Source organism: Pseudomonas sp. LBUM1644 (assembly GCF_059716195.1).
In genome coordinates this window covers 2,263,300-2,281,816 of record NZ_CP166812.1, presented here as the reverse complement: position 1 = coordinate 2,281,816, position 18,517 = coordinate 2,263,300, and the positions used below count along the sequence as shown (strand labels likewise).

The window sequence follows — 18,517 nt, the reverse complement described above, 5'->3', positions numbered from 1 at the left end:
ATCGCGGCCCGAGCCGAACGCAGCCTCGCAGGCTCGACAGCGGCTACATCGGGTGGGTGGGGATGCTGCTGGGGGGTCAAGTCAGGAAAAAACAATGGCCCACGGCGCTGAGCCTGTGAGCCATTGATCTTTGGGGTTATGCGGCTGCGGGGGCTTTGGCGTCGGCCTTGGCCTCTTCCAGCAACTGCTGAATCACTTTCTCCTGCGTCTCGTAGCTGCCTTCGCCGAAGTGGGTGTAACGCACCTGGCCCTTGGCGTCGATCAGGTAGTGAGCGGGCCAGTACTGATTGTCGAAGTTGCGCCAGATCGCGTAGTTGTTGTCGATTGCCACCGGGTAGGTGATGCCGAGCTTTTTCACCTGATCCTTGACGTTGTCGATGATGCGTTCGAAACCGTATTCAGGGGTGTGTACGCCGATCACCACCAGGCCATCCTTCTCGTATTTCTTCGCCCAGTCCTTCACGTACGGCAAGGTGTGCTGGCAGTTGATACAGTCGAAGGTCCAGAAGTCCACCAGCACCACTTTGCCTTTGAGGGCGTCGTTGGTCAGGGCTGGCGAGTTGAGCCATTCGACCGCTCCGGACAGTGATGGCATGGCGCCTTGGGCGTTGTCCATCGAGCTGTCGGCGTTGACCTTGCTAATCAGGTAATCGACGACTTTCGGTACGGTTTCCAGCACGCCTTTCTCAACGCTGCTCACCGCTTCGGACGACGTGCCGGCCAGCAGTGTTTTGTCGGCGCCGGTGGAAATCACCACCGCAGCGGCCAGCACCGCAAACCCGGCACCCCGACGCAACCAGCCGGTGATCGGGATCGACGCTTTCAAGCGATTGACCAGGCCGCGACCGGCGAAGATCAGGGTGCCAAGGGACAACGCGCTACCCAGGCCGTACGCCACCAGCAACAGGCTGGTCTGGGCATTGGCGCCTTGCAGCATGGCCCCGGTAAGGATCACGCCGAGGATCGGCCCGGCGCACGGCGCCCACAGCAGACCCGTCGCGACACCGATCATGAGCGAGCCCAGCGGGCCGGACATTTTGCGGGCGTCGGGGTCAAGGCGGTTGCCCAGCAGTACGAACGGACGGGCCAGCCAACCGCCGATCCGCGCGGAGATCAGCGACAGCGCGAACAGCGCCATCACGATCAGGGCCACGTGGCGACCGGTGTTGTTGGCTTGTACCACCCATTCGCTGCTGACCACGGCCAGGCTGGAGATCAGGGCGAAGGTCAGGACCATGCCGCCAAGCGTGAGCAGGATCGAGGACCGTGTGCGGTCAACGCCGGCGAACAGGAACGGCACGACCGGGAGGATGCAGGGGCTGAGGACGGTCAAAATGCCGCCCAGAAAAGCGATGAGAAACATGGGATCACCTTGTAAATATGAGCGGGGCGGTTCACCACAGTTCCAGTGTGGGAGCGGGCTTGCTCGCGAAGAAGGCGGCACATTCAACATGAATGTATCTGCCAGACCGCTTTCGCGAGCAAGCCCGCTCCCACATTGGAACTGGGGTGTTTATAAAAACGCTGTCGGTTTTCAGGCCGTCTGGTTTTCCAGTTGCTGGCCCTGCGGTGTGCGGCTGCTGCCGTTCTCGACCAGTAAGGCGTTGCCACCCTTCTCGGCCACGGGCGTCAGTTGAAAACAGGTGGCGCTGCCACAACTGCTGTGTTCAACGGCGGCGTTGGCATGGGCGGCGGCGCCGGCAACGGCGAAGGCTGCGGCGGTCAGATAGCGGGTCACGTTGTTCATGATGGTCTTCCTGATTCAAAGGGGATGGGCAATCGGTAGACGCAAACCTCAGTTGTCTTCGTTGCAGCCGTCAGCAAATTTGCGGTAGTCCAGGACCTGGGTCTTGTCGTGGGAGTCCAGGTAGGTCAACTGGGCATTCACAATCCCGCAGGAAGGCGTAGCGTCTTGCTTGAGCGACAGGACTTTCTTGATGTCCAGTTGCGTGCCGTAGGTGTAGGTTTTAGCGCTGACGTCGGCTTCGGCCCGGGCCGACAAGGTGCAGATATTCAGTGCGGCAAACAGGCAAGCGGCGTAGATGGCTTTCGTGTTCATGGCGATTTCCTCAAGGCTTCAATGGGTAGGTCGTTCAATTGAGCCGAGGCGGTTGGGTTTGCCTCGATGGAACCTATTAGAAGCCCGCGAGGTATCTCGTCTGTGTCGAAAACAGCCGCGTGTAAATCGGTAAGTATCAAAGTAGGCCCCCGATACACAGCGATACAAAACCCCTGGAGATCAGCGTTTTTGCGTTCCCGTGTATCCGTCGACACACCAGATACACTGCAATACAAAGCGCTACGGGCAAGCGGGCCAAGGCTCGGTAGACTGCGCACATCCCCCATTCATAGAGGCAGGCCCCATGGAACACGTCGATCACATTCTCATCGTCGACGATGACCGCGAGATCCGGGAGCTGGTGGGCAACTACCTGAAGAAGAACGGTCTGCGCACCACCGTCGTCGCGGACGGCCGGCAAATGCGTACCTTCCTGGAATCGACGCCCGTGGACCTGATCGTGCTCGACATCATGATGCCGGGAGACGATGGCCTGATGCTGTGCCGCGAGCTGCGCGCCGGCAAACACAAGGCGACGCCGGTGCTGATGCTCACGGCCCGCAACGACGAAACCGACCGCATCATTGGCCTGGAAATGGGCGCCGACGACTACCTGGTCAAGCCGTTCGCCGCCCGTGAGCTGCTGGCCCGAATCAATGCCGTGCTGCGTCGCACCCGGATGCTGCCGCCCAACCTGGTGGTCACTGAAAGCAGTCGCCTGCTGGCATTCGGGCGCTGGCGCCTGGACACCTCGGCCCGGCACCTGCTCGATGCGGACGACACGATGGTCGCGCTCAGCGGCGCCGAATACCGATTGCTGCGCGTGTTCCTTGACCACCCGCAACGGGTGCTCAACCGCGACCAGCTGTTGAACCTGACCCAGGGCCGCGACGCCGACCTGTTCGACCGTTCCATCGACTTGCTTGTGAGCCGCTTGCGCCAGCGCTTGCTTGACGATGCCCGTGAACCGGCCTACATCAAAACCGTGCGCAGCGAGGGCTATGTGTTTTCCCTGCCGGTGGAAGTCCTCGGAGCACAGTCATGAACGTCGCGATTCGTTGGCCCCGCACCCTCGCCTCACGACTCTCGCTGATTTTCCTGATCGGGCTGATCCTGGCCCAGGCACTGTCCTTCGGCGCGCAATATTACGAGCGTTACGAAAGCGCGAAAAACACCATGCTGGGCAATCTGGAAACCGACGTCTCGACCTCCATCGCCATCCTCGACCGCTTGCCCGCCGAAGAGCGCAAGAGCTGGCTGCAACAGCTGGAGCGGCGCAATTATCGCTATCTGCTGGATGAAGGTTCGCCGGGGATGGCCATGAGCGACACGCCGATTGCGGTGACCTCGATCAAAGACGCCATCGGCAAGGACTACCCGATGACCGTGACCGACATCCCCGGGGCGCAGAAACATTTCCAGGTGCACTTGAAGCTGGCCGATGGCAGCCCGGTGACCATCGATGTCCGGCCTGCCATGGTGCCTCTGTCGCCGTGGCTGCCCATCGTATTGCTGGGCCAACTGGCACTGATGATCGCCTGCACCTGGCTGGCCGTGAGAATCGCCATCCGCCCCCTCACCCGCCTCGCCGAGGCCGTCGAAAACCTGGACCCCAATACCCATCCGGTGCTGCTGGACGAGAAAGGCCCGACCGAAGTCGCCCACGCCGCCAAGGCCTTCAATTCGATGCAGGCGCGCATCGCGGCGTATCTGAAAGAGCGCATGCAACTGCTGGCGGCGATTTCCCACGACCTGCAAACCCCGATCACCCGGATGAAACTGCGCGCCGAATTCATGGACGACTCCAGTGAAAAAGACAAACTGTGGAACGACCTCGGCGAAATGGAACACCTGGTCCGCGAAGGCGTGGCCTATGCCCGTAGCGTTCATGGCGCCACTGAAGAAAGTCGGCGCACCGACCTGGATTCGTTCCTCGACAGCCTGGTGTTCGACTATCAGGACATGGGCAAGGACGTTCAGTTGGATGGCAAAAGCGCGGCGGTGATCGACACCCGGCCACACGCCTTGCGCCGGGTGCTGGTGAACCTGACGGATAACGCGCTGAAGTTCGCCGGGGCGGCGCAATTGTCGGTGGAAACGAAGGCTGACGGCCGCTTATCGATCAAGGTCATGGACCGTGGACCGGGCATCGCCGAAGAAGAACTGGCGCAGGTGATGGAGCCGTTCTACCGCGTGGAAAACTCGCGCAACCGCAGCACCGGCGGCACAGGGCTGGGGTTGGCGATTGCGCAGCAGCTGGCGTTGGCGATCGGGGGATCGTTGACGTTGAGCAATCGTGAGGGCGGTGGGTTGTGTGCGGAACTGAGATTGCCCGCTTAACGCGATCTGTAGCAGCTGCCGAGGCACGAGGCTGCGTTGCGTGTCCGCAGGACCGCCCTCGGGGGCCGCTTCGCAGCCCGACGCAGCCTCGTGCCTCGGCAGCTGCTACAAGGTGCGTACGTTAAATCACGAACCGTGACACCAGCCCGTTCAAATCCACGGCCAGGCGTGACAGTTCGTGGGTAGCGGCACTCGTCTGGTTGGCACCGGCGGCGGACTGGGTGGCCAGGTCGCGGATGTTCACCAGGTTGCGGTCGACTTCACGGGAAACCTGCGCCTGTTCTTCCGACGCGCTGGCGATTACCAGGTTGCGTTCGTTGATCAGATGGATCGACTGGGTAATCTGCTCCAGCGCCACACCGGCAGCACGGGCCATTTCCAGGGTACTTTGGGTCCGTTGATTGCTCTGCTGCATCGACGAAACCGCTTCACCGGTGCCGTTTTGAATGCCGGCGACCATTTTCTCGATTTCCTGGGTCGATTGCGCGGTGCGATGCGCAAGCGCCCGAACCTCATCCGCCACCACGGCAAAACCACGTCCGGCTTCACCGGCACGGGCGGCCTCAATGGCCGCGTTCAACGCCAGCAGGTTGGTTTGCTCGGCGATGGCGCGGATCACGTCCAGCACCTTGCCGATGTCGCGCCCTTGAGCGGCCAGGCCTTCGATCATCAGCGACGTGTTTTGCACGTCGTGGGTCATGGTCTGGATCGCGTCGACGGTTTCCACTACGCGGTCGCGACCTTCACGGGCGGCCTGGGTTGACTCGCTGGAAGCTTCGGACGTCGACACTGCATTGCGTGCGACTTCTTCCACGGCGGCGGTCATTTCGTTGACGGCGGTGGCGGCCTGTTCGATTTCGTTGTTTTGCTGTTGCAGACCGCGCGATGCCTCTTCGGTGACCGTGCTGAGTTCTTCGGCGGCGGCACCCAGTTGCGTGGCGGAACCGGCGATTTGCTCGATGGTCTGGCGCAGGTTGGCTTGCATGGCGGACAACGCACCGAGCAAACGCGCCGGTTCATCCTTGCCATCGATTTCGATGGCCTTGGTCAGGTTGCCGCCGGCAATGGTCTCAGCCGCCTGGACCGCACGATTGAGCGGTGTGACGATGCTGCGGGTCAGCAGCCAGGCCAGGAGCACTGTCATCAGGGCCGCAATGACCGCGACCGCGATGATGCCGGTGATGGCGTCGTTGTAGTGTTCGCCCGCTTCGGCCGAGGCGGTCTTGGCGTCGCTGGTGTTGAGTGCCACCAGTTTATTGAGCTGCTCGCCCATCCGGTCGGTGCCGTCCTTGATCTGTGTATTGATCAGGGTCCTCAATTCATCAAGCTTGTTCTGCCGCGACAGCTCCATCATCTGGTTCTGCGCTTGCATGTAGTTGTCGAGGGTGGCCGTGAACGTCTTGTACAGCGCGGCTTCTTCCGGCTGGGCGGTCAAGGCGGCGTAACTCGACTGGGCGCTGCGCAACTTGTCGATGAGGACGACGATCCGCGCCTGTGCGTCCTGCAACGCGGCCGGTTCACGGTTGACCAATACCCGGAATGAGAGAATCCGCATGCGCAATACGTTTTCCGTCATGTTGCCCAGAAACCCGACGCTGGGCAGTTGCGTGCTTTCCATATCGATGGAGGCCTGTCGGATGACCGACATACGGTTCACCGCAAACACACCCAGCACGATGACCAGCAAGGCAATGAAGGAAAAACCCAGGAAAGCTCGAGGCGCGATATTCAGATTACGCAGTGACATAGGATGGTTCTCGGGTGATTGAAGCGCAGAGCATCCTTGCCGTGATCGCTGGGTGGCAGACGTTGACGCGCGCCTTTTCAGCTTGGCGCTACATTTGTAACAATTTGTACGCGCCTGTACCTGTATCGGCCGGGGTTGAAGATTGCTGCGGGGATTTTGGAAAAAAATGACGGGCGGCATGACCGAGGGAATGGTCAGCTCAGCCGTAATACGGTCTGTGTAGCAGCTGGCGAAGCCTGCGTTCGGCTGCGCAGCAGTCGTAAAATCAGACGGCAGAATGTTTCAGGAGGACCGCGTGCTCAGGTTTGACGACTGCTGCGCAGCCGAACGCAGGCTTCGCCAGCTGCTACACAGACCGTATAACGGCGGAACTGATCGCATTACCCGGGAAAGCTTCTATATTGACGAGCGACTGCGTGGCATCGGTAGCACCTCATCATTGATATGGACATTGGCTAATGGATGAAAACAGAAGGCCCATCAAGACCCGTTCTGCGGGCTGGGCAAAACACGTCACCGACGTGCTGGTGAAAAAAGACATTTCCCCCAATCAGATCTCCGTCGCCAGCATCGTTTTTGCCTTGGCTGGCGTCGTGGCGCTCAACATTGATGCCGGCATCATCGGCTCGATTTTCTGCGCTATCGGTATTCAGTTGCGCCTGCTGTGCAATCTGTTCGACGGGATGGTGGCAATAGAGGGCGGCAAGAAATCCGACATCGGCAGCCTCTACAACGAATTCCCGGACCGGATTGCCGACAGCCTGTTGCTCGTCGGGCTCGGGTATGCCATCGGCTATTCGGACCTTGGCTGGTTGGCGGCGCTGGCCGCTGCACTGACGGCCTATGTCAGGGTGTTTGGCGGCTCGATCGGCCTCAAGCAGAGCTTCATCGGCCCGATGGCCAAGCAGCACCGGATGGCCGTGATGACCGCAGGACTGGTGTTGAACGCTGTCGAAGCGAGCGTTTATGGCAGTCACTACGTCCTGTTGATTGCGCTGGCCATCATCGCCGTTGGCTCGGTCGCCACGTGCGTCACGCGAACCCTGGCCATCGCCAGGCAGCTGAAGGGTGCCCACCATGTGGATCAGTAATGCGCTGATTTCTGTGCTTCGATTCCTCATCGGTGTCACGGCAAGGTGGGAGAGCCCTCCGGATCTCACACGCCAGCGCATCTATTTCGCCAATCACACCAGCCATATGGACACCCTGGCGATCATCGCCGCCCTGCCCCCCGAAGCCCGGGTGAATGTGAAGCCGGTGGCCGCTGCCGATTACTGGGGGAAGAACCGCTTTCTGTCGTACATCTCCCAGAAAGGACTGAACGCCGTACTGATCGAACGTCACCCGGCACCGGGCGTCAATGTGCTGGAGCCGATTTTCGACGTGGTGCGCGCCGGCCATTCGATCATCATCTTTCCGGAAGGCACTCGATCCAGCCAGGCGTTGCCCGGGGCATTCAAATCCGGGCTCTACCGCTTGAGCGAAACGTTCCCCGACGTCGACCTGGTGCCCGTCTACCTGGAAAACCTGCATCGTTCCATGCCCAAAGGCAAACACGTGCCCCTGCCCATTATCTGCACGATCCGGATCGGCAACCCGATGGAACGGATCGCGGGCGAGGAAAAACAGGTATTTCTGGAGCGGGCGCGTGACGCCATTGTGAGGCTGTCGGAATGACTCTTGACCAAAAATTCTTGTGGTTCTTCGGCGCCATTGCCGGCCTGTTGGCGATTGCCTCGATCATCGGTCGGCTGCTGGCCAGGCGCGCCAAAACCGAGGGCTCGATCTCGACCATCGAAAACCTCAATCAGCGCGTGAATGCCTGGTGGGGAATGGTGATCATCTTCTTCGTGTCCTACCTCTTGGGCGGGAATGCGACAGTCATTTTGTTCGGCTTCATTTCACTGTTCGCGCTCCGCGAGTTCATCACCCTGACGCCAACCCGGCCTGGCGACCATAACGCGCTGTTTTCGGCGTTTTTCATCCTGATTCCGCTGCAATACGTATTGATCGGCACTCACTGGTATTCCCTGTTCACACTGTTGATTCCGGTGTACGCATTCCTGCTGCTGCCGGCGATTGCCGTGCTGAGCCAGGACACCGACGCCTTTCTGGAACGGGCGGCAAAAATCCAGTGGGGGGTGATGATTTGCGTTTACTGCATCAGCCACGCGCCAGCGCTATTGCTGCTGGACCTGGAAGGTTTCAAGGGGCAGAACGCGCTGCTGCTGTTCTACCTGGTGTTCGTTGTTCAGATGAGTGATGTGTTGCAGTACGTGTTCGGGAAGCTCTTCGGGAAGCTCTTCGGCAAGCACAAGGTTGCGCCGCTGGTGAGTCCGTCGAAAACCGTGGAAGGACTGGTGGGTGGCGGTCTGTCGGCCACGTTGATTGGCGGTTGCATGTTCTGGATGACGCCCTTCAGTTTCTGGCAGTCGCTGATGATGTCATTCGTGATCGTGGTGATGGGCTTCCTCGGTGGCCTGGTCATGTCGGCGATCAAGCGCAGCCTGAGCGCCAAGGATTGGGGCACCATGATCAAGGGCCACGGCGGAATGCTCGACCGGATGGACTCGATTTGCTTCGCGGCGCCGATCTTCTTTCACCTGACGCGGTATTTTTTCTCCGCCCTGTAAACAACAAACACCACTGCCCCCTGTGGGAGCGGGCTTGCTCGCGAAAGCGGTTTAATATTCAGCATTGATGTTGGCTGACACACCGCTTTCGCGAGCAAGCCCGCTCCCACATTAGGACTCTGGTGTTTTGGAGATCGCACGCTTAAGCAACGACGCCCACCACCCCTTCCCCATGCATCTGCCGCAACAACGCCGCCCCGTTGTCCATGAAATCCTGCGATGCGGTTGTTCCCGCTTCCACCGCCAATTCCTCCAGCTGTTCACGCCCGTTGAATCGGGGAAACGCCTCGATCCGCTGCAACAGCCGCCACGCCAACGGGCTTAACTCGGAAAACTTCACGCTCCAGTCCTCAACCCGTCGCACCAGCAGCAAGGTCGGCTGGGCCGGTATGACGTCCGGTCGATAATCGGGCCCCACCGATTGCACCGGCCAACCATAGGCCAGCGGCCAGGCCAACGGTGAAACGAGCAACGGTCGCTCCAGGATCAACGCCACATCACTCACCGGCAACGGCTCGGCGTCGGACTGTTGCAATGCCATCTCGATCCACTCGTAATGCGCCAGTTCCACCATGAATGACGGCCATGCACCCTCACTCAACGCCTGCGGCCCAGCGGCGAGAAACTCGACAAACTCTCGGGCGATCTCGCCGAATTTCGGTGTATGGGCACGGTAGTCCCGAAGAAAAATCCGTACCAGCGAACGCCAGTGTTCATCGCCGAGAATCTTGATCAGCACCGGAAAGGTACCGCTGAGTAACATCGACAGGTTGTTGAAAATCAGGTCGCGATACACCTGGGCCCGAGACACGTCCATCCCGGCCGGCGGCGCGCAGTGATCTGGGTCGCGCAAATAGTGCCCGAGGGTGTTCTGCTGCTGAAACAGCGCTGAGTTATCCACGGCTCACCCCCTCGGCCTGCAAGCGGCGAATGGTCTGCAGTTCCGCGACCAGTTCCGCAAACGCCGGGAAGTTGAAATCCCGTTCCAGCAGCGTCGGTTGCGCACCGAACCGGGCATAGGCCTCGGCCAGCAACGACCAGACCACCGGTTTGACCGACGCGCCATGGGTGTCGATTTTCAAGGTGTCGGACTCATCGAAGTGCCCGGCCACGTGCATGGCCACCACTCGACCAGCGTCGATGCCGGTCAGAAATGCCTGCGGATCGAAACCGTGGTTGATCGAGTTCACGTACACATTGTTGACGTCCAGCAGCAGGTCGCAGTCGGCTTCGCGCAGCACCGCATTGGTGAAGGTCAGCTCGTCCATGTCCTGTTGTGGCGCCGCGTAATAGGAGACGTTTTCCACCGCCAGGCGCCGGCCGAGAATGTCCTGTGCCTGACGGATGCGGGCCGATACGTGGTGCACCGCTTCTTCGGTGAACGGCAACGGCAACAGATCGTAAAGGTGACCGTCATCGCTGCAGTAGCTCAAGTGCTCGCTGTAGAGCGGCACGTTGTATTGATCGAGGAAAATCCGCACTTCCTGCAAAAAACCGACGTCCAGCGGCGCCGGGCCGCCCAATGACAGGGACAAGCCGTGACAGGACAACGGATAGCGCTCGGCCAGGGCGCGTAATGCGTGGCCATGGGCACCGCCGATGCCGATCCAGTTCTCCGGCGCGACTTCCAGAAAATCGAAATCGCCGACCCGGGCGGCCTGGAGGTCTTTCATTAAACCGCGACGCAGGCCAAGCCCGACAGTCGCTTTCGCTGAGGTGATGGGGGTCTGCATGATGTCGATCTCAAGGGTTGCCATAACGGATTCACAGTTAACCGAAGCGGTGTATCGGGTCTGTGTTGCGCTCTGGCAGAAAACCGCAGCGGTTGTATCGTCGGTGGGTCTGTACACACAGTGGTACAGACCCGGGTATTGGCGTTAGGCCAGGTCGTATTTCTCACGCACCAGGTGACCGATGCCGATGCGATCGAGCACGTTCATCGGGCACAGGAAGGTCACGCGAACGGTGCCCGGCAAGCGGCTGATGTCGATCGAACCGGTGATCGTGGCGCGGTTGAGCACTTCGTCATACGGCAGACCCGTGACCGAAGCGGCGCGCTTCAAGCCGTTTTCCACCGCCACGTTGAGGTTCTCGCCGCTGCCGATGAACGTGATTGGGCCGCTCTCCTCGACTTCATGCTGCCCCCAACGCTGGCCAAGCTCGCGGACTTTCTGCCGTTGCAGGGCATTCATCGGCCGTGCCATCGGCGGCAGATCGTCGAGGTTTTGCAAGAGGATCGGTCCTTCCAGGGTGAGGTTTTTGATGACTTCAACCTGCACTTCGGTTTCCCCGGAGCAATCGGTGGCATGCCCGGCGATTTCGCCGTTGCCCTGCTGGGCGTGCATGTCGCCCATGTACACCCCGGCGCCCGGCACTTTCACCGGGCAGATCAACACGCAGCCTTCGCGGATCGAGTTGGTGTCCATATGGCCGTCGGTCTTGGCGGCATGCAGTTCTTCGCGGCTCATGCCGAAGCGGTGCGGCGCATCGATCAGGTATTGGCCGAAATCGGCGCAGTTGTGGGAATCGGGTAAATCACGGGACGGCGTGGTGCCGATGTTGCCGAGGAACGGCCGCATGTGCGCGGCAACGCCGGGAATGTCGGCGCGGGCCAGGGACAGGATCGAATGTTGCGCGGCGAATTCCGGCAACGCCGACATCTCCGAAGCATTGCCCGCCAGTTGGTTGGCTACGGCCTGATTGACCGTCAGGCTGACCTGGTTCTGCGCATCGAACACGATCACGTAGCCGTGGCTGAAGCGGAACGCGCTGACCTCGGCGCCACAGGTGTTACAGCGAATCGAATCCTCTCCGATGCCTTCAACATGGCTGGCCGGGTGTTCAGTGCCGCATTTGGCGCAGAATTTGGAGACGAACGGATCGCCGTGGTAGCGACCTTCAACAAATTTCATCACCCCGGACGAAGTGGCCAGCGAGGTGACGCGCATGCTTTTGATCTTGATCGCCACGGCATCGCCGATTTCGGCACCGGCAATCGCTACCGGTTGCGTCACTTCATGGCCGCCCTCGAACGCCGGCGTGATCATCGGCCCCCAACAGCCCGGCGGGGTGCCGGTGATCAGGGTACCGCCGTCAGCCAACGGCCCGAGCATCGACTGGCTCGGGCCAATGATGCCGCTGGTGTACTGGTCGACGCGGAGCCGATTCACGGGTGCAGATTTCAGGTCGGTTTCAGGCAGGAGCGTGGTCATTGTTGTCCCCTTACGATGGATAGGCCGCCACATGGCCTTTACAGTTCATCGCAGGTTTGTATCTGGGCTGTGTTCGGTGGTGCGCGGGAATGAAGCGGAATGTGTCGGCGAGGCAGCTAGATACAGTGAGATACACAACACGTGTAGGAGCTGCCGCAGGCTGCGATCTTTTGATCTTGATTTTTGGCGGCGCTGGAATCGCTAAAGATCAAGATCAAAAGATCGCAGCCTGCGGCAGCTCCTACAAGGGTGGGTGAAATGCGGGCTTTCGTCGCTCCGGCCAGCGGCACATGGCCTGCGGGCTAAACTTAATGCACCCAGGACATGCTTACCGTCCTGTTCATACCCACGACCGGAGCACACGTGATGGACGAGGCCAGACTCAATGATTTCATGGGCAAGCTGGTGAATGACATGGGCGGCGCGGCGATGCTGGCCAACGTCATCCTCGGTGAAGAGCTCGGACTGTACCGGGCCATGGCCGACAGTCAGCCCATTACCCCTGAAGCCCTTGCCGATAAAACCGGCTGCAACACCCGCCTGCTGCGCGAATGGCTCAGCGCCCACGCCGCTTCCGGTTACATGGAACACCGCGACGGCCAGTTCCGCCTGCCCGAAGAGCAAGCCCTGGCGCTGGCGATCGAAGACTCACCGGTCTATATAGCGGGTGGCGTCGGGGTGGTTGCGTCGTTTTTTCATGACAAAGACAAACTGGTGAATGCCATGCGCGGTAACGGCGCCCTGGCCTGGGGCGATCACCATCCGTGCATGTTCAGCGGCACGGAACGGTTCTTCCGGCCCGGTTACAAGGCGCACCTGATCGCCGAGTGGCTACCGGCCCTCGACGGCGTAGTCGCCAAACTGCAGGCTGGCGCAAAAGTGGCGGACATCGGCTGCGGACATGGCGCCTCCACGGTGATCATGGCCCAGGCCTACCCGGGCTCGCGCTTCGTCGGTTTCGACTACCACGCGCCGTCCGTCACCGTCGCCACGCAACGCGCCGAAGAAGGTGGCGTGGCCGGGCGCGCGCGGTTCTTTCAAGGGACCGCAAAAAGCTTTCCCGGCGACGACTATGACCTGGTCTGCTACTTCGACTGCCTGCACGACATGGGCGATCCGGTGGGGGCGGCGCGACACGCGTTTGATGCGCTGAAACCGGACGGCACGGTGCTGCTGGTGGAACCGTTCGCCAACGACTCCCTCGACGACAACGTCACCCCGGTGGGCCGGTTGTTCTACGCCGCGTCGACCTTCATTTGCACACCGAACTCGCTATCCCAGGAAGTCGGCCTCGGGCTCGGCGCCCAAGCGGGTGAAGCGCGGCTGCGCAAAGTGTTTACCGAGGCGGGATTCAAGACGTTCCGCAGGGCCACGGAAACCCCGTTCAACTTGATCCTGGAGGCGCGTAAATAACTAATTGCTGATGGGTAACTGTAGGAGCTGCCGCAGGCTGCGATCTTTTGATCTTGATCTTCAGCAATTCCAGCGCCGCCAAAAATCAAGATCAAAAGATCGCAGCCTGCGGCAGCTCCTACAAGGGCCGGGTTGTGATCGTAGCTGCTACGCTGACGCAAGGTCTTGCGGAGTGTTGAACATGCCAGGCAGCCTCATCCTCGAACAACTCGACCGGCTCCAGCAGCTGATGGCCGATCAACCGTTTGTGGTCCTGACCGGCGCCGGCATCAGCACCCCGTCGGGCATTCCGGATTACCGCGACAATCAGGGTGTGCGGCGTGGCCGGCAACCGATGATGTATCAGGAGTTTCTCTCGGCCGCGGAATCCCGGCGCCGCTATTGGGCGCGGGCGATGCTCGGCTGGCCGCGAGTCCGCCAGGCCCGGCCGAATGTGGCCCATGAAGCATTGGCCCGTTTGCAGGGCTCGCAGCAAATCAGCGGCCTGATCACCCAAAACGTCGACACCTTGCATGACCAGGCCGGCAGTCATGACGTGATTGAACTTCATGGCAGCCTGCACCGGGTGCTGTGCCTCGATTGCGGCGAACGCAGCGAGCGGGATTCGATCCAGCGCTTGATGGAGGCACAAAACCCCTACCTGGCGGGGGTGGACGCGGTGCAAGCCCCGGATGGTGACACCCTGCTGGATCCGGCGTTCGAAGCACGGTTCCAGGTGCCGCATTGTCCACATTGCGCTGGCGAGCGGATGAAACCGGACGTGGTGTTTTTTGGCGAGAACGTGGCGCAGGTGACAGCGGCCCGGGCCATGGCTGCGGTCGAAAGGGCCGCGGGATTGCTGGTGGTGGGGTCGTCGTTGATGGCGTATTCGGCGTTTCGGTTGTGTCGGGCAGTGGCGGATCAGGGCAAGCCGTTGATTGCGATCAACCTGGGCAAGACCCGGGCGGACGACCTCCTCGATCTGAAGATTGAGGGCTCGTGCGAACGCTTGCTACCCCTACTGGCCGAACGCCTGGCCCTGTAGGAGCTGCCGCAGGCTGCGATCTTTTGATCTTTCTCTTGATCTTCAGCGATCCCAGCACTGCCAAAAATCAAGATCAAAAGATCGCAGCCTGCGGCAGCTCCTACAGGGATTGCGTTTCGTATTGCTCGCCGAGGTTTTCTTCCTTGAGGATATCGAACAACGCCTGCGCCGCCGCCGACAGTTCAACCCCCGGCTTCGTCAACACCCCGATCGCCCGCTCCACCACCGGGTCGCGCAAGGTAATGCAGCGTGCCCCCAACTCGCGCATTTGCCCGGCACACAACGCCGGCACCGCGCTCACCCCCAAGCCACTCGCCACCATCCGCCCGACCGTCGCCAGCTGGTGGCTCTCGAACTCCACCGGCAATTTCATTCCCTGCGCCTGCAAGTGCTCCTCCAGCATCACCCGCACCGTCGATGGACGCTGCAAGGTGATGAACGGCTCCTTGAGCAACGTCTGCCAATCAATGTCGCCCAATTGCGCCAGTGGCGAATCAAGAGGCACCACCGCGACAAACCGGTCCACGTACAACGGCGTGAAGGCCAGCGACGAACTCTGCGTCGGCTCAAACGCCACCCCCAACTCAACCTGGCGGTCGCGCACCAGTTCCAGCACCTGCTCGTTGATCACGTCATTCACCGTGACATTGACTTTTGGATACCGGGCGCGAAAGGTCTTGAGGATCGGCGGCAGCAAGTTGCCGGCAAACGACGGCATCGCCGCCAGCGTCACCCGCCCGCGTTGCAGGGTAAAACGCTGGCGCAACTCGTCCTCGGCATTGTCCCAGTCGGCAATCAATCGACGCGCCAGCGGCACCAGCGATTCACCTTCGGCGGTCAGCGCCACATTGCGCGTGTTGCGCGTAAACAAACGTCCGCCCAGCCCCTCCTCCAGCGCCTTGATGGTCAGGCTCAGCGCCGATTGCGACAGGTGCAAGCGCTCGCACGCCACGGCAAAGCTCAGGCTCTGGGCCACGGCCAGAAATGCGCGGATCTGCTTGACGGTCATGCACGGGTTCTCCAACGTAACTACATTAATCCAACCCGTGTAGGAGCTGCCGCAGGCTGCGATCTTTTGATCTTGGCGATTTCAAGGCCGCTGAAGATCAAGATCAAAAGATCGCAGCCTGCGGCAGCTCCTACAGGTTCCGGCCCGATGCAGAGGTGAGACCGTTCCGATATAGGGTGAATCCGGCCCGAGTCGGGGCAGCCATCACATTAGTGAGTTTTATCTATCAATCAACCTTAAAAATCAACTTAACAAATTAATACACCGGCGAGACACTTCATCCCATACGGCTAGCCAGCCGCCCACAAAGAATAAAAGAGGTGCATATGGCAGGTTTCGACAAGCGCGTGAGTTCCTATGAGGAAGCTCTGGCAGGTCTGGAAGACGGCATGACCGTGATTGCCGGTGGCTTCGGCCTGTGCGGGATTCCGGAAAACCTCATCGCCGAGATCAAGCGCAAAGGCACTCGCGACCTCACCGTGGTCTCCAACAACTGTGGCGTCGACGGTTTCGGCCTCGGCGTGCTGCTGACAGACCGCCAGATCAGCAAAGTGGTGGCCTCCTACGTCGGCGAAAACAAACTGTTCGAAGAACAGCTGTTGAAAGGCGAAATCGAAGTGGTCCTGACCCCCCAAGGCACCCTCGCCGAAAAAATGCGCGCCGGCGGTGCTGGCATTCCGGCCTTCTTTACCGCCACCGGCGTCGGCACCCCGGTCGCCGAAGGCAAGGAAGTGCGTGAATTCCATGGCCGCAAGTACCTGATGGAAGAATCCATCACCGGTGACTTCGCCATCGTCAAAGGCTGGAAAGCCGACCATTTCGGTAACGTGATTTATCGCCACACCGCCCAGAACTTCAACCCGCTGGCCGCCACCGCCGGCAAGATCACCGTGGTCGAAGTCGAAGAAATCGTCGAACCCGGCGAGCTGGACCCGGCGCAGATCCACACCCCTGGCATCTACGTCGACCGGGTCATTTGCGGCACGTTCGAGAAGCGCATCGAACAGCGCACCATCCGTAAGTGATCCCCTGCCCCCGGACCGAATGAAGGAATAACAACAATGGCTCTTTCTCGCGAACAAATGGCTCAACGCGTCGCCCGCGAAATGCAGGACGGCTTTTACGTGAACCTGGGCATCGGCATCCCGACCCTGGTCGCCAACTACATTCCTGAAGGCATGGAAGTCATGCTGCAGTCGGAAAACGGCCTGCTGGGCATGGGCCCTTTTCCTACTGAAGAAACCATCGATGCCGACATGATCAACGCCGGCAAACAAACCGTGACCGCACGGATCGGCGCGTCGATCTTTTCCTCGGCCGAGTCCTTCGCCATGATCCGCGGTGGTCATGTCGACCTGACCGTGCTGGGCGCCTTTGAAGTCGACGTGCAAGGCAACATCGCCTCGTGGATGATCCCCGGCAAACTGGTCAAGGGCATGGGCGGCGCCATGGACCTGGTGGCCGGTGCAGACAACATCATCGTCATCATGACCCACGCGTCCAAGGACGGTGAGTCCAAGCTCCTGTCCCAATGCAGCCTGCCGCTGACCGGCGCCGGTTGCATCAAGCGCGTGCTGACCGACTTGGCCTACCTGGAAATCGAAAATGGCGCATTTGTCCTCAAAGAACGCGCACCTGGCGTCAGTGTTGAGGAAATCATCGCCAAGACCGCTGGTAAAATGATCGTGCCGGACCACGTCCCGGAAATGCAGTTCGCTGCTCAGTGAGGAATCAATCCATGCAAGAAGTCGTCATTGTCGCCGCTACCCGTACCGCCGTCGGCAGTTTCCAGGGTGCATTGGCCAATGTTTCCGCCGTTGACCTCGGCGCTGCGGTGATCCGCCAACTGCTGGCACAAACCGGCCTGAACCCGGCCGAAGTCGATGAAGTGATCATGGGTCAGGTATTGACCGCCGGCGCCGGGCAAAATCCTGCACGCCAATCCGCGATCAAGGCCGGCCTGCCGTTCACCGTGCCCGCGATGACCCTGAACAAGGTCTGCGGCTCGGGCCTCAAGGCCCTGCACCTGGCGACCCAGGCAATCCGCTGCGGCGATGCCGAGGTGATCATTGCCGGTGGCCAGGAAAACATGAGTCTGTCCAACTACGTCATGCCCGGCGCTCGCACCGGTCTGCGCATGGGTCACGCGCAAATCGTCGACACCATGATCAGCGACGGCCTGTGGGATGCATTCAACGATTACCACATGGGCATCACCGCCGAGAACCTGGCGGAAAAATACAACCTGTCCCGCGAGCAGCAGGACGCCTTCGCCGCGGCCTCGCAGCAGAAAGCCACGGCTGCCATCGAAGCCGGACGCTTTGTCGATGAGATCACGCCGATCCTGATTCCTCAACGCAAGGGCGATCCGCTGTCCTTCGCCACGGACGAGCAGCCGCGCGCGGGCACCACGGCCGAAGCACTGGGCAAACTGAAACCGGCCTTCAAAAAGGACGGTTCGGTGACGGCCGGTAACGCCTCGTCGCTGAACGACGGTGCCGCCGCTGTGATCCTGATGAGCGCCGACAAAGCCAAGGCCCTGGGCCTGCCGGTGCTGGCGAAAATCGCTGCGTACGCCAACGCGGGCGTCGACCCGGCCATCATGGGCATCGGCCCGGTTTCGGCCACTCGCCGTTGCCTGAGCAAGGCCGGCTGGTCCATCGACCAACTGGACCTGATCGAGGCCAACGAAGCCTTCGCCGCGCAATCGCTGGCGGTGGCCAAGGACCTGGAATGGGACTTGAACAAGGTCAACGTCAACGGCGGTGCCATCGCCCTGGGCCACCCGATCGGGGCGTCGGGCTGCCGCGTGCTGGTGACCTTGCTGCACGAAATGATCAAGCGCGACGCCAAAAAAGGCCTCGCCACCCTGTGCATCGGTGGTGGTCAGGGCGTGGCGTTGGCAATCGAACGGGCGTAAAGCGTTCAACAGACTGCGCGGGGACCCACGAAGAGCCGCCGCAGTCTGGCAAGGCCAGTACGACTCACGTCGCACTGACCTTGCAAACCGGCCCTTGTAGGAGCTGCCGAAGGCTGCGATCTTTTGATCTTGTTTTTTGGGTTTTTTGAGACCGCAGAAA

At 60.7% G+C, this 18,517-nt stretch carries 18 protein-coding genes and 1 pseudogene; 10 read left to right on the top strand and 9 right to left on the bottom strand.

Annotation, left to right across the window (positions count from 1 at the left end):
* Positions 1 to 136: 136 nt before the first annotated feature.
* The 3 genes from ACA052_RS10320 to ACA052_RS10310 all read right to left on the bottom strand — a co-directional run bounded on the left by ACA052_RS10320 (position 137) and on the right by ACA052_RS10310 (position 2,059).
* Positions 137 to 1,363: a cytochrome c biogenesis protein DipZ gene (locus tag ACA052_RS10320; protein ID WP_497649563.1), complete on the bottom strand. Its 1,227-nt coding sequence runs from the start codon at positions 1,361 to 1,363 to the stop codon at positions 137 to 139.
* A 171-nt stretch (positions 1,364 to 1,534) separates the two neighbouring features.
* Positions 1,535 to 1,747 (bottom strand): hypothetical protein, encoded by a 213-nt coding sequence (locus ACA052_RS10315; RefSeq protein WP_497649562.1) that lies wholly within the window; start codon positions 1,745 to 1,747, stop codon positions 1,535 to 1,537.
* Between the two features lie 48 nt (positions 1,748 to 1,795).
* Positions 1,796 to 2,059 carry a DUF2790 domain-containing protein gene (locus ACA052_RS10310; RefSeq protein ID WP_497649561.1) on the bottom strand — a complete coding sequence of 88 codons (264 nt, stop codon included), beginning with the start codon at positions 2,057 to 2,059 and terminating at the stop codon, positions 1,796 to 1,798.
* A 304-nt stretch (positions 2,060 to 2,363) separates the two neighbouring features.
* Between ACA052_RS10310 and ACA052_RS10305 the strand changes: the two genes are divergently transcribed.
* Complete coding sequence (locus tag ACA052_RS10305; protein WP_497649560.1) at positions 2,364 to 3,104, top strand: response regulator; 741 nt, start codon at positions 2,364 to 2,366, stop codon at positions 3,102 to 3,104.
* The gene (locus tag ACA052_RS10300; RefSeq protein WP_497649559.1) at positions 3,101 to 4,399 is read left to right on the top strand and encodes an ATP-binding protein; all 1,299 of its coding nucleotides are present in this window, start codon (positions 3,101 to 3,103) and stop codon (positions 4,397 to 4,399) included. The genes ACA052_RS10305 and ACA052_RS10300 overlap by 4 nt, the downstream gene beginning before the upstream one ends.
* 121 nt (positions 4,400 to 4,520) lie before the next feature.
* Here ACA052_RS10300 and ACA052_RS10295 read toward each other — a convergent pair whose 3' ends face one another.
* Positions 4,521 to 5,384 carry a methyl-accepting chemotaxis protein gene (locus ACA052_RS10295; RefSeq protein WP_497650295.1) on the bottom strand — a complete coding sequence of 288 codons (864 nt, stop codon included), beginning with the start codon at positions 5,382 to 5,384 and terminating at the stop codon, positions 4,521 to 4,523.
* Positions 5,376 to 6,146 (bottom strand): annotated as a pseudogene (locus ACA052_RS10290) (MCP four helix bundle domain-containing protein); the annotation flags it as partial. The pseudogene ACA052_RS10290 and the gene ACA052_RS10295, both read right to left, overlap by 9 nt.
* Before the next feature lie 458 nt (positions 6,147 to 6,604).
* On the opposite strand from ACA052_RS10290, the gene ACA052_RS10285 reads away from it, so the two are divergent.
* From ACA052_RS10285 to ACA052_RS10275, 3 genes are read left to right on the top strand one after another with little or no spacing between them, the layout of a single operon-like run.
* The gene (locus ACA052_RS10285) at positions 6,605 to 7,237 is read left to right on the top strand and encodes a CDP-alcohol phosphatidyltransferase family protein (RefSeq protein WP_497649558.1); all 633 of its coding nucleotides are present in this window, start codon (positions 6,605 to 6,607) and stop codon (positions 7,235 to 7,237) included.
* On the top strand, positions 7,224 to 7,823 hold the full coding sequence (locus ACA052_RS10280) for a lysophospholipid acyltransferase family protein (protein ID WP_497649557.1): 600 nt from the start codon (positions 7,224 to 7,226) through the stop codon (positions 7,821 to 7,823). The genes ACA052_RS10285 and ACA052_RS10280 overlap by 14 nt, the downstream gene beginning before the upstream one ends.
* Positions 7,820 to 8,779, top strand: coding sequence for a phosphatidate cytidylyltransferase (locus ACA052_RS10275; RefSeq protein ID WP_497649556.1), 960 nt, complete (start codon positions 7,820 to 7,822; stop codon positions 8,777 to 8,779). Before ACA052_RS10280 ends, ACA052_RS10275 begins: the two co-directional genes overlap by 4 nt.
* A gap of 142 nt (positions 8,780 to 8,921) precedes the next feature.
* Here ACA052_RS10275 and ACA052_RS10270 read toward each other — a convergent pair whose 3' ends face one another.
* The 3 genes from ACA052_RS10270 to ACA052_RS10260 all read right to left on the bottom strand — a co-directional run bounded on the left by ACA052_RS10270 (position 8,922) and on the right by ACA052_RS10260 (position 11,991).
* Complete coding sequence (locus ACA052_RS10270) at positions 8,922 to 9,680, bottom strand: HvfC family RiPP maturation protein (RefSeq protein WP_497649555.1); 759 nt, start codon at positions 9,678 to 9,680, stop codon at positions 8,922 to 8,924.
* Positions 9,673 to 10,512: an HvfB family MNIO-type RiPP peptide maturase gene (locus ACA052_RS10265; RefSeq protein WP_497650294.1), complete on the bottom strand. Its 840-nt coding sequence runs from the start codon at positions 10,510 to 10,512 to the stop codon at positions 9,673 to 9,675. The genes ACA052_RS10270 and ACA052_RS10265 overlap by 8 nt, the downstream gene beginning before the upstream one ends.
* 144 nt (positions 10,513 to 10,656) lie before the next feature.
* Entirely contained in the window at positions 10,657 to 11,991 is a 1,335-nt protein-coding gene (locus ACA052_RS10260; protein WP_497649554.1) for an acetamidase/formamidase family protein, read from the bottom strand.
* 366 nt (positions 11,992 to 12,357) lie between these two features.
* On the opposite strand from ACA052_RS10260, the gene ACA052_RS10255 reads away from it, so the two are divergent.
* Together ACA052_RS10255 and ACA052_RS10250 are read left to right on the top strand one after the other, a co-directional pair.
* Positions 12,358 to 13,404: a class I SAM-dependent methyltransferase gene (locus tag ACA052_RS10255; protein WP_497649553.1), complete on the top strand. Its 1,047-nt coding sequence runs from the start codon at positions 12,358 to 12,360 to the stop codon at positions 13,402 to 13,404.
* Positions 13,405 to 13,585: 181 nt separating this feature from the next.
* Positions 13,586 to 14,428, top strand: a complete 843-nt coding sequence (locus ACA052_RS10250; RefSeq protein WP_497649552.1) for an NAD-dependent protein deacetylase — start codon at positions 13,586 to 13,588, stop codon at positions 14,426 to 14,428.
* A gap of 100 nt (positions 14,429 to 14,528) precedes the next feature.
* Here ACA052_RS10250 and ACA052_RS10245 read toward each other — a convergent pair whose 3' ends face one another.
* Positions 14,529 to 15,437, bottom strand: coding sequence for a LysR family transcriptional regulator (locus ACA052_RS10245; protein ID WP_497649551.1), 909 nt, complete (start codon positions 15,435 to 15,437; stop codon positions 14,529 to 14,531).
* A 326-nt stretch (positions 15,438 to 15,763) separates the two neighbouring features.
* Between ACA052_RS10245 and ACA052_RS10240 the strand changes: the two genes are divergently transcribed.
* Genes ACA052_RS10240 through ACA052_RS10230 form a run of 3 tightly spaced genes read left to right on the top strand, consistent with a single transcriptional unit; the run spans position 15,764 to position 18,357 of the window.
* Positions 15,764 to 16,462, top strand: coding sequence for a CoA transferase subunit A (locus ACA052_RS10240; protein WP_497649550.1), 699 nt, complete (start codon positions 15,764 to 15,766; stop codon positions 16,460 to 16,462).
* Positions 16,463 to 16,498: 36 nt separating this feature from the next.
* The gene (locus ACA052_RS10235; RefSeq protein ID WP_497649549.1) at positions 16,499 to 17,164 is read left to right on the top strand and encodes a CoA transferase subunit B; all 666 of its coding nucleotides are present in this window, start codon (positions 16,499 to 16,501) and stop codon (positions 17,162 to 17,164) included.
* Positions 17,165 to 17,175: 11 nt separating this feature from the next.
* Complete coding sequence (locus tag ACA052_RS10230; RefSeq protein WP_497649548.1) at positions 17,176 to 18,357, top strand: acetyl-CoA C-acetyltransferase; 1,182 nt, start codon at positions 17,176 to 17,178, stop codon at positions 18,355 to 18,357.
* The last annotated feature ends 160 nt before the right edge of the window (positions 18,358 to 18,517 follow it).

Bases quoted from the DNA above. Each gene is read 5' to 3' on its own strand.
- ACA052_RS10320 (WP_497649563.1), bottom strand. From the start codon at position 1,363: ATGTTTCTCATCGCTTTTCTGGGCGGCATTTTGACCGTCCTCAGCCCC.
- ACA052_RS10315 (WP_497649562.1), bottom strand. From the start codon at position 1,747: ATGAACAACGTGACCCGCTATCTGACCGCCGCAGCCTTCGCCGTTGCC.
- ACA052_RS10310 (WP_497649561.1), bottom strand. From the start codon at position 2,059: ATGAACACGAAAGCCATCTACGCCGCTTGCCTGTTTGCCGCACTGAAT.
- ACA052_RS10305 (WP_497649560.1), top strand. From the start codon at position 2,364: ATGGAACACGTCGATCACATTCTCATCGTCGACGATGACCGCGAGATC.
- ACA052_RS10300 (WP_497649559.1), top strand. From the start codon at position 3,101: ATGAACGTCGCGATTCGTTGGCCCCGCACCCTCGCCTCACGACTCTCG.
- ACA052_RS10295 (WP_497650295.1), bottom strand. From the start codon at position 5,384: ATGCAAGCCAACCTGCGCCAGACCATCGAGCAAATCGCCGGTTCCGCC.
- ACA052_RS10285 (WP_497649558.1), top strand. From the start codon at position 6,605: ATGGATGAAAACAGAAGGCCCATCAAGACCCGTTCTGCGGGCTGGGCA.
- ACA052_RS10280 (WP_497649557.1), top strand. From the start codon at position 7,224: ATGTGGATCAGTAATGCGCTGATTTCTGTGCTTCGATTCCTCATCGGT.
- ACA052_RS10275 (WP_497649556.1), top strand. From the start codon at position 7,820: ATGACTCTTGACCAAAAATTCTTGTGGTTCTTCGGCGCCATTGCCGGC.
- ACA052_RS10265 (WP_497650294.1), bottom strand. From the start codon at position 10,512: ATGCAGACCCCCATCACCTCAGCGAAAGCGACTGTCGGGCTTGGCCTG.
- ACA052_RS10260 (WP_497649554.1), bottom strand. From the start codon at position 11,991: ATGACCACGCTCCTGCCTGAAACCGACCTGAAATCTGCACCCGTGAAT.
- ACA052_RS10255 (WP_497649553.1), top strand. From the start codon at position 12,358: ATGGACGAGGCCAGACTCAATGATTTCATGGGCAAGCTGGTGAATGAC.
- ACA052_RS10250 (WP_497649552.1), top strand. From the start codon at position 13,586: ATGCCAGGCAGCCTCATCCTCGAACAACTCGACCGGCTCCAGCAGCTG.
- ACA052_RS10245 (WP_497649551.1), bottom strand. From the start codon at position 15,437: ATGACCGTCAAGCAGATCCGCGCATTTCTGGCCGTGGCCCAGAGCCTG.
- ACA052_RS10240 (WP_497649550.1), top strand. From the start codon at position 15,764: ATGGCAGGTTTCGACAAGCGCGTGAGTTCCTATGAGGAAGCTCTGGCA.
- ACA052_RS10235 (WP_497649549.1), top strand. From the start codon at position 16,499: ATGGCTCTTTCTCGCGAACAAATGGCTCAACGCGTCGCCCGCGAAATG.
- ACA052_RS10230 (WP_497649548.1), top strand. From the start codon at position 17,176: ATGCAAGAAGTCGTCATTGTCGCCGCTACCCGTACCGCCGTCGGCAGT.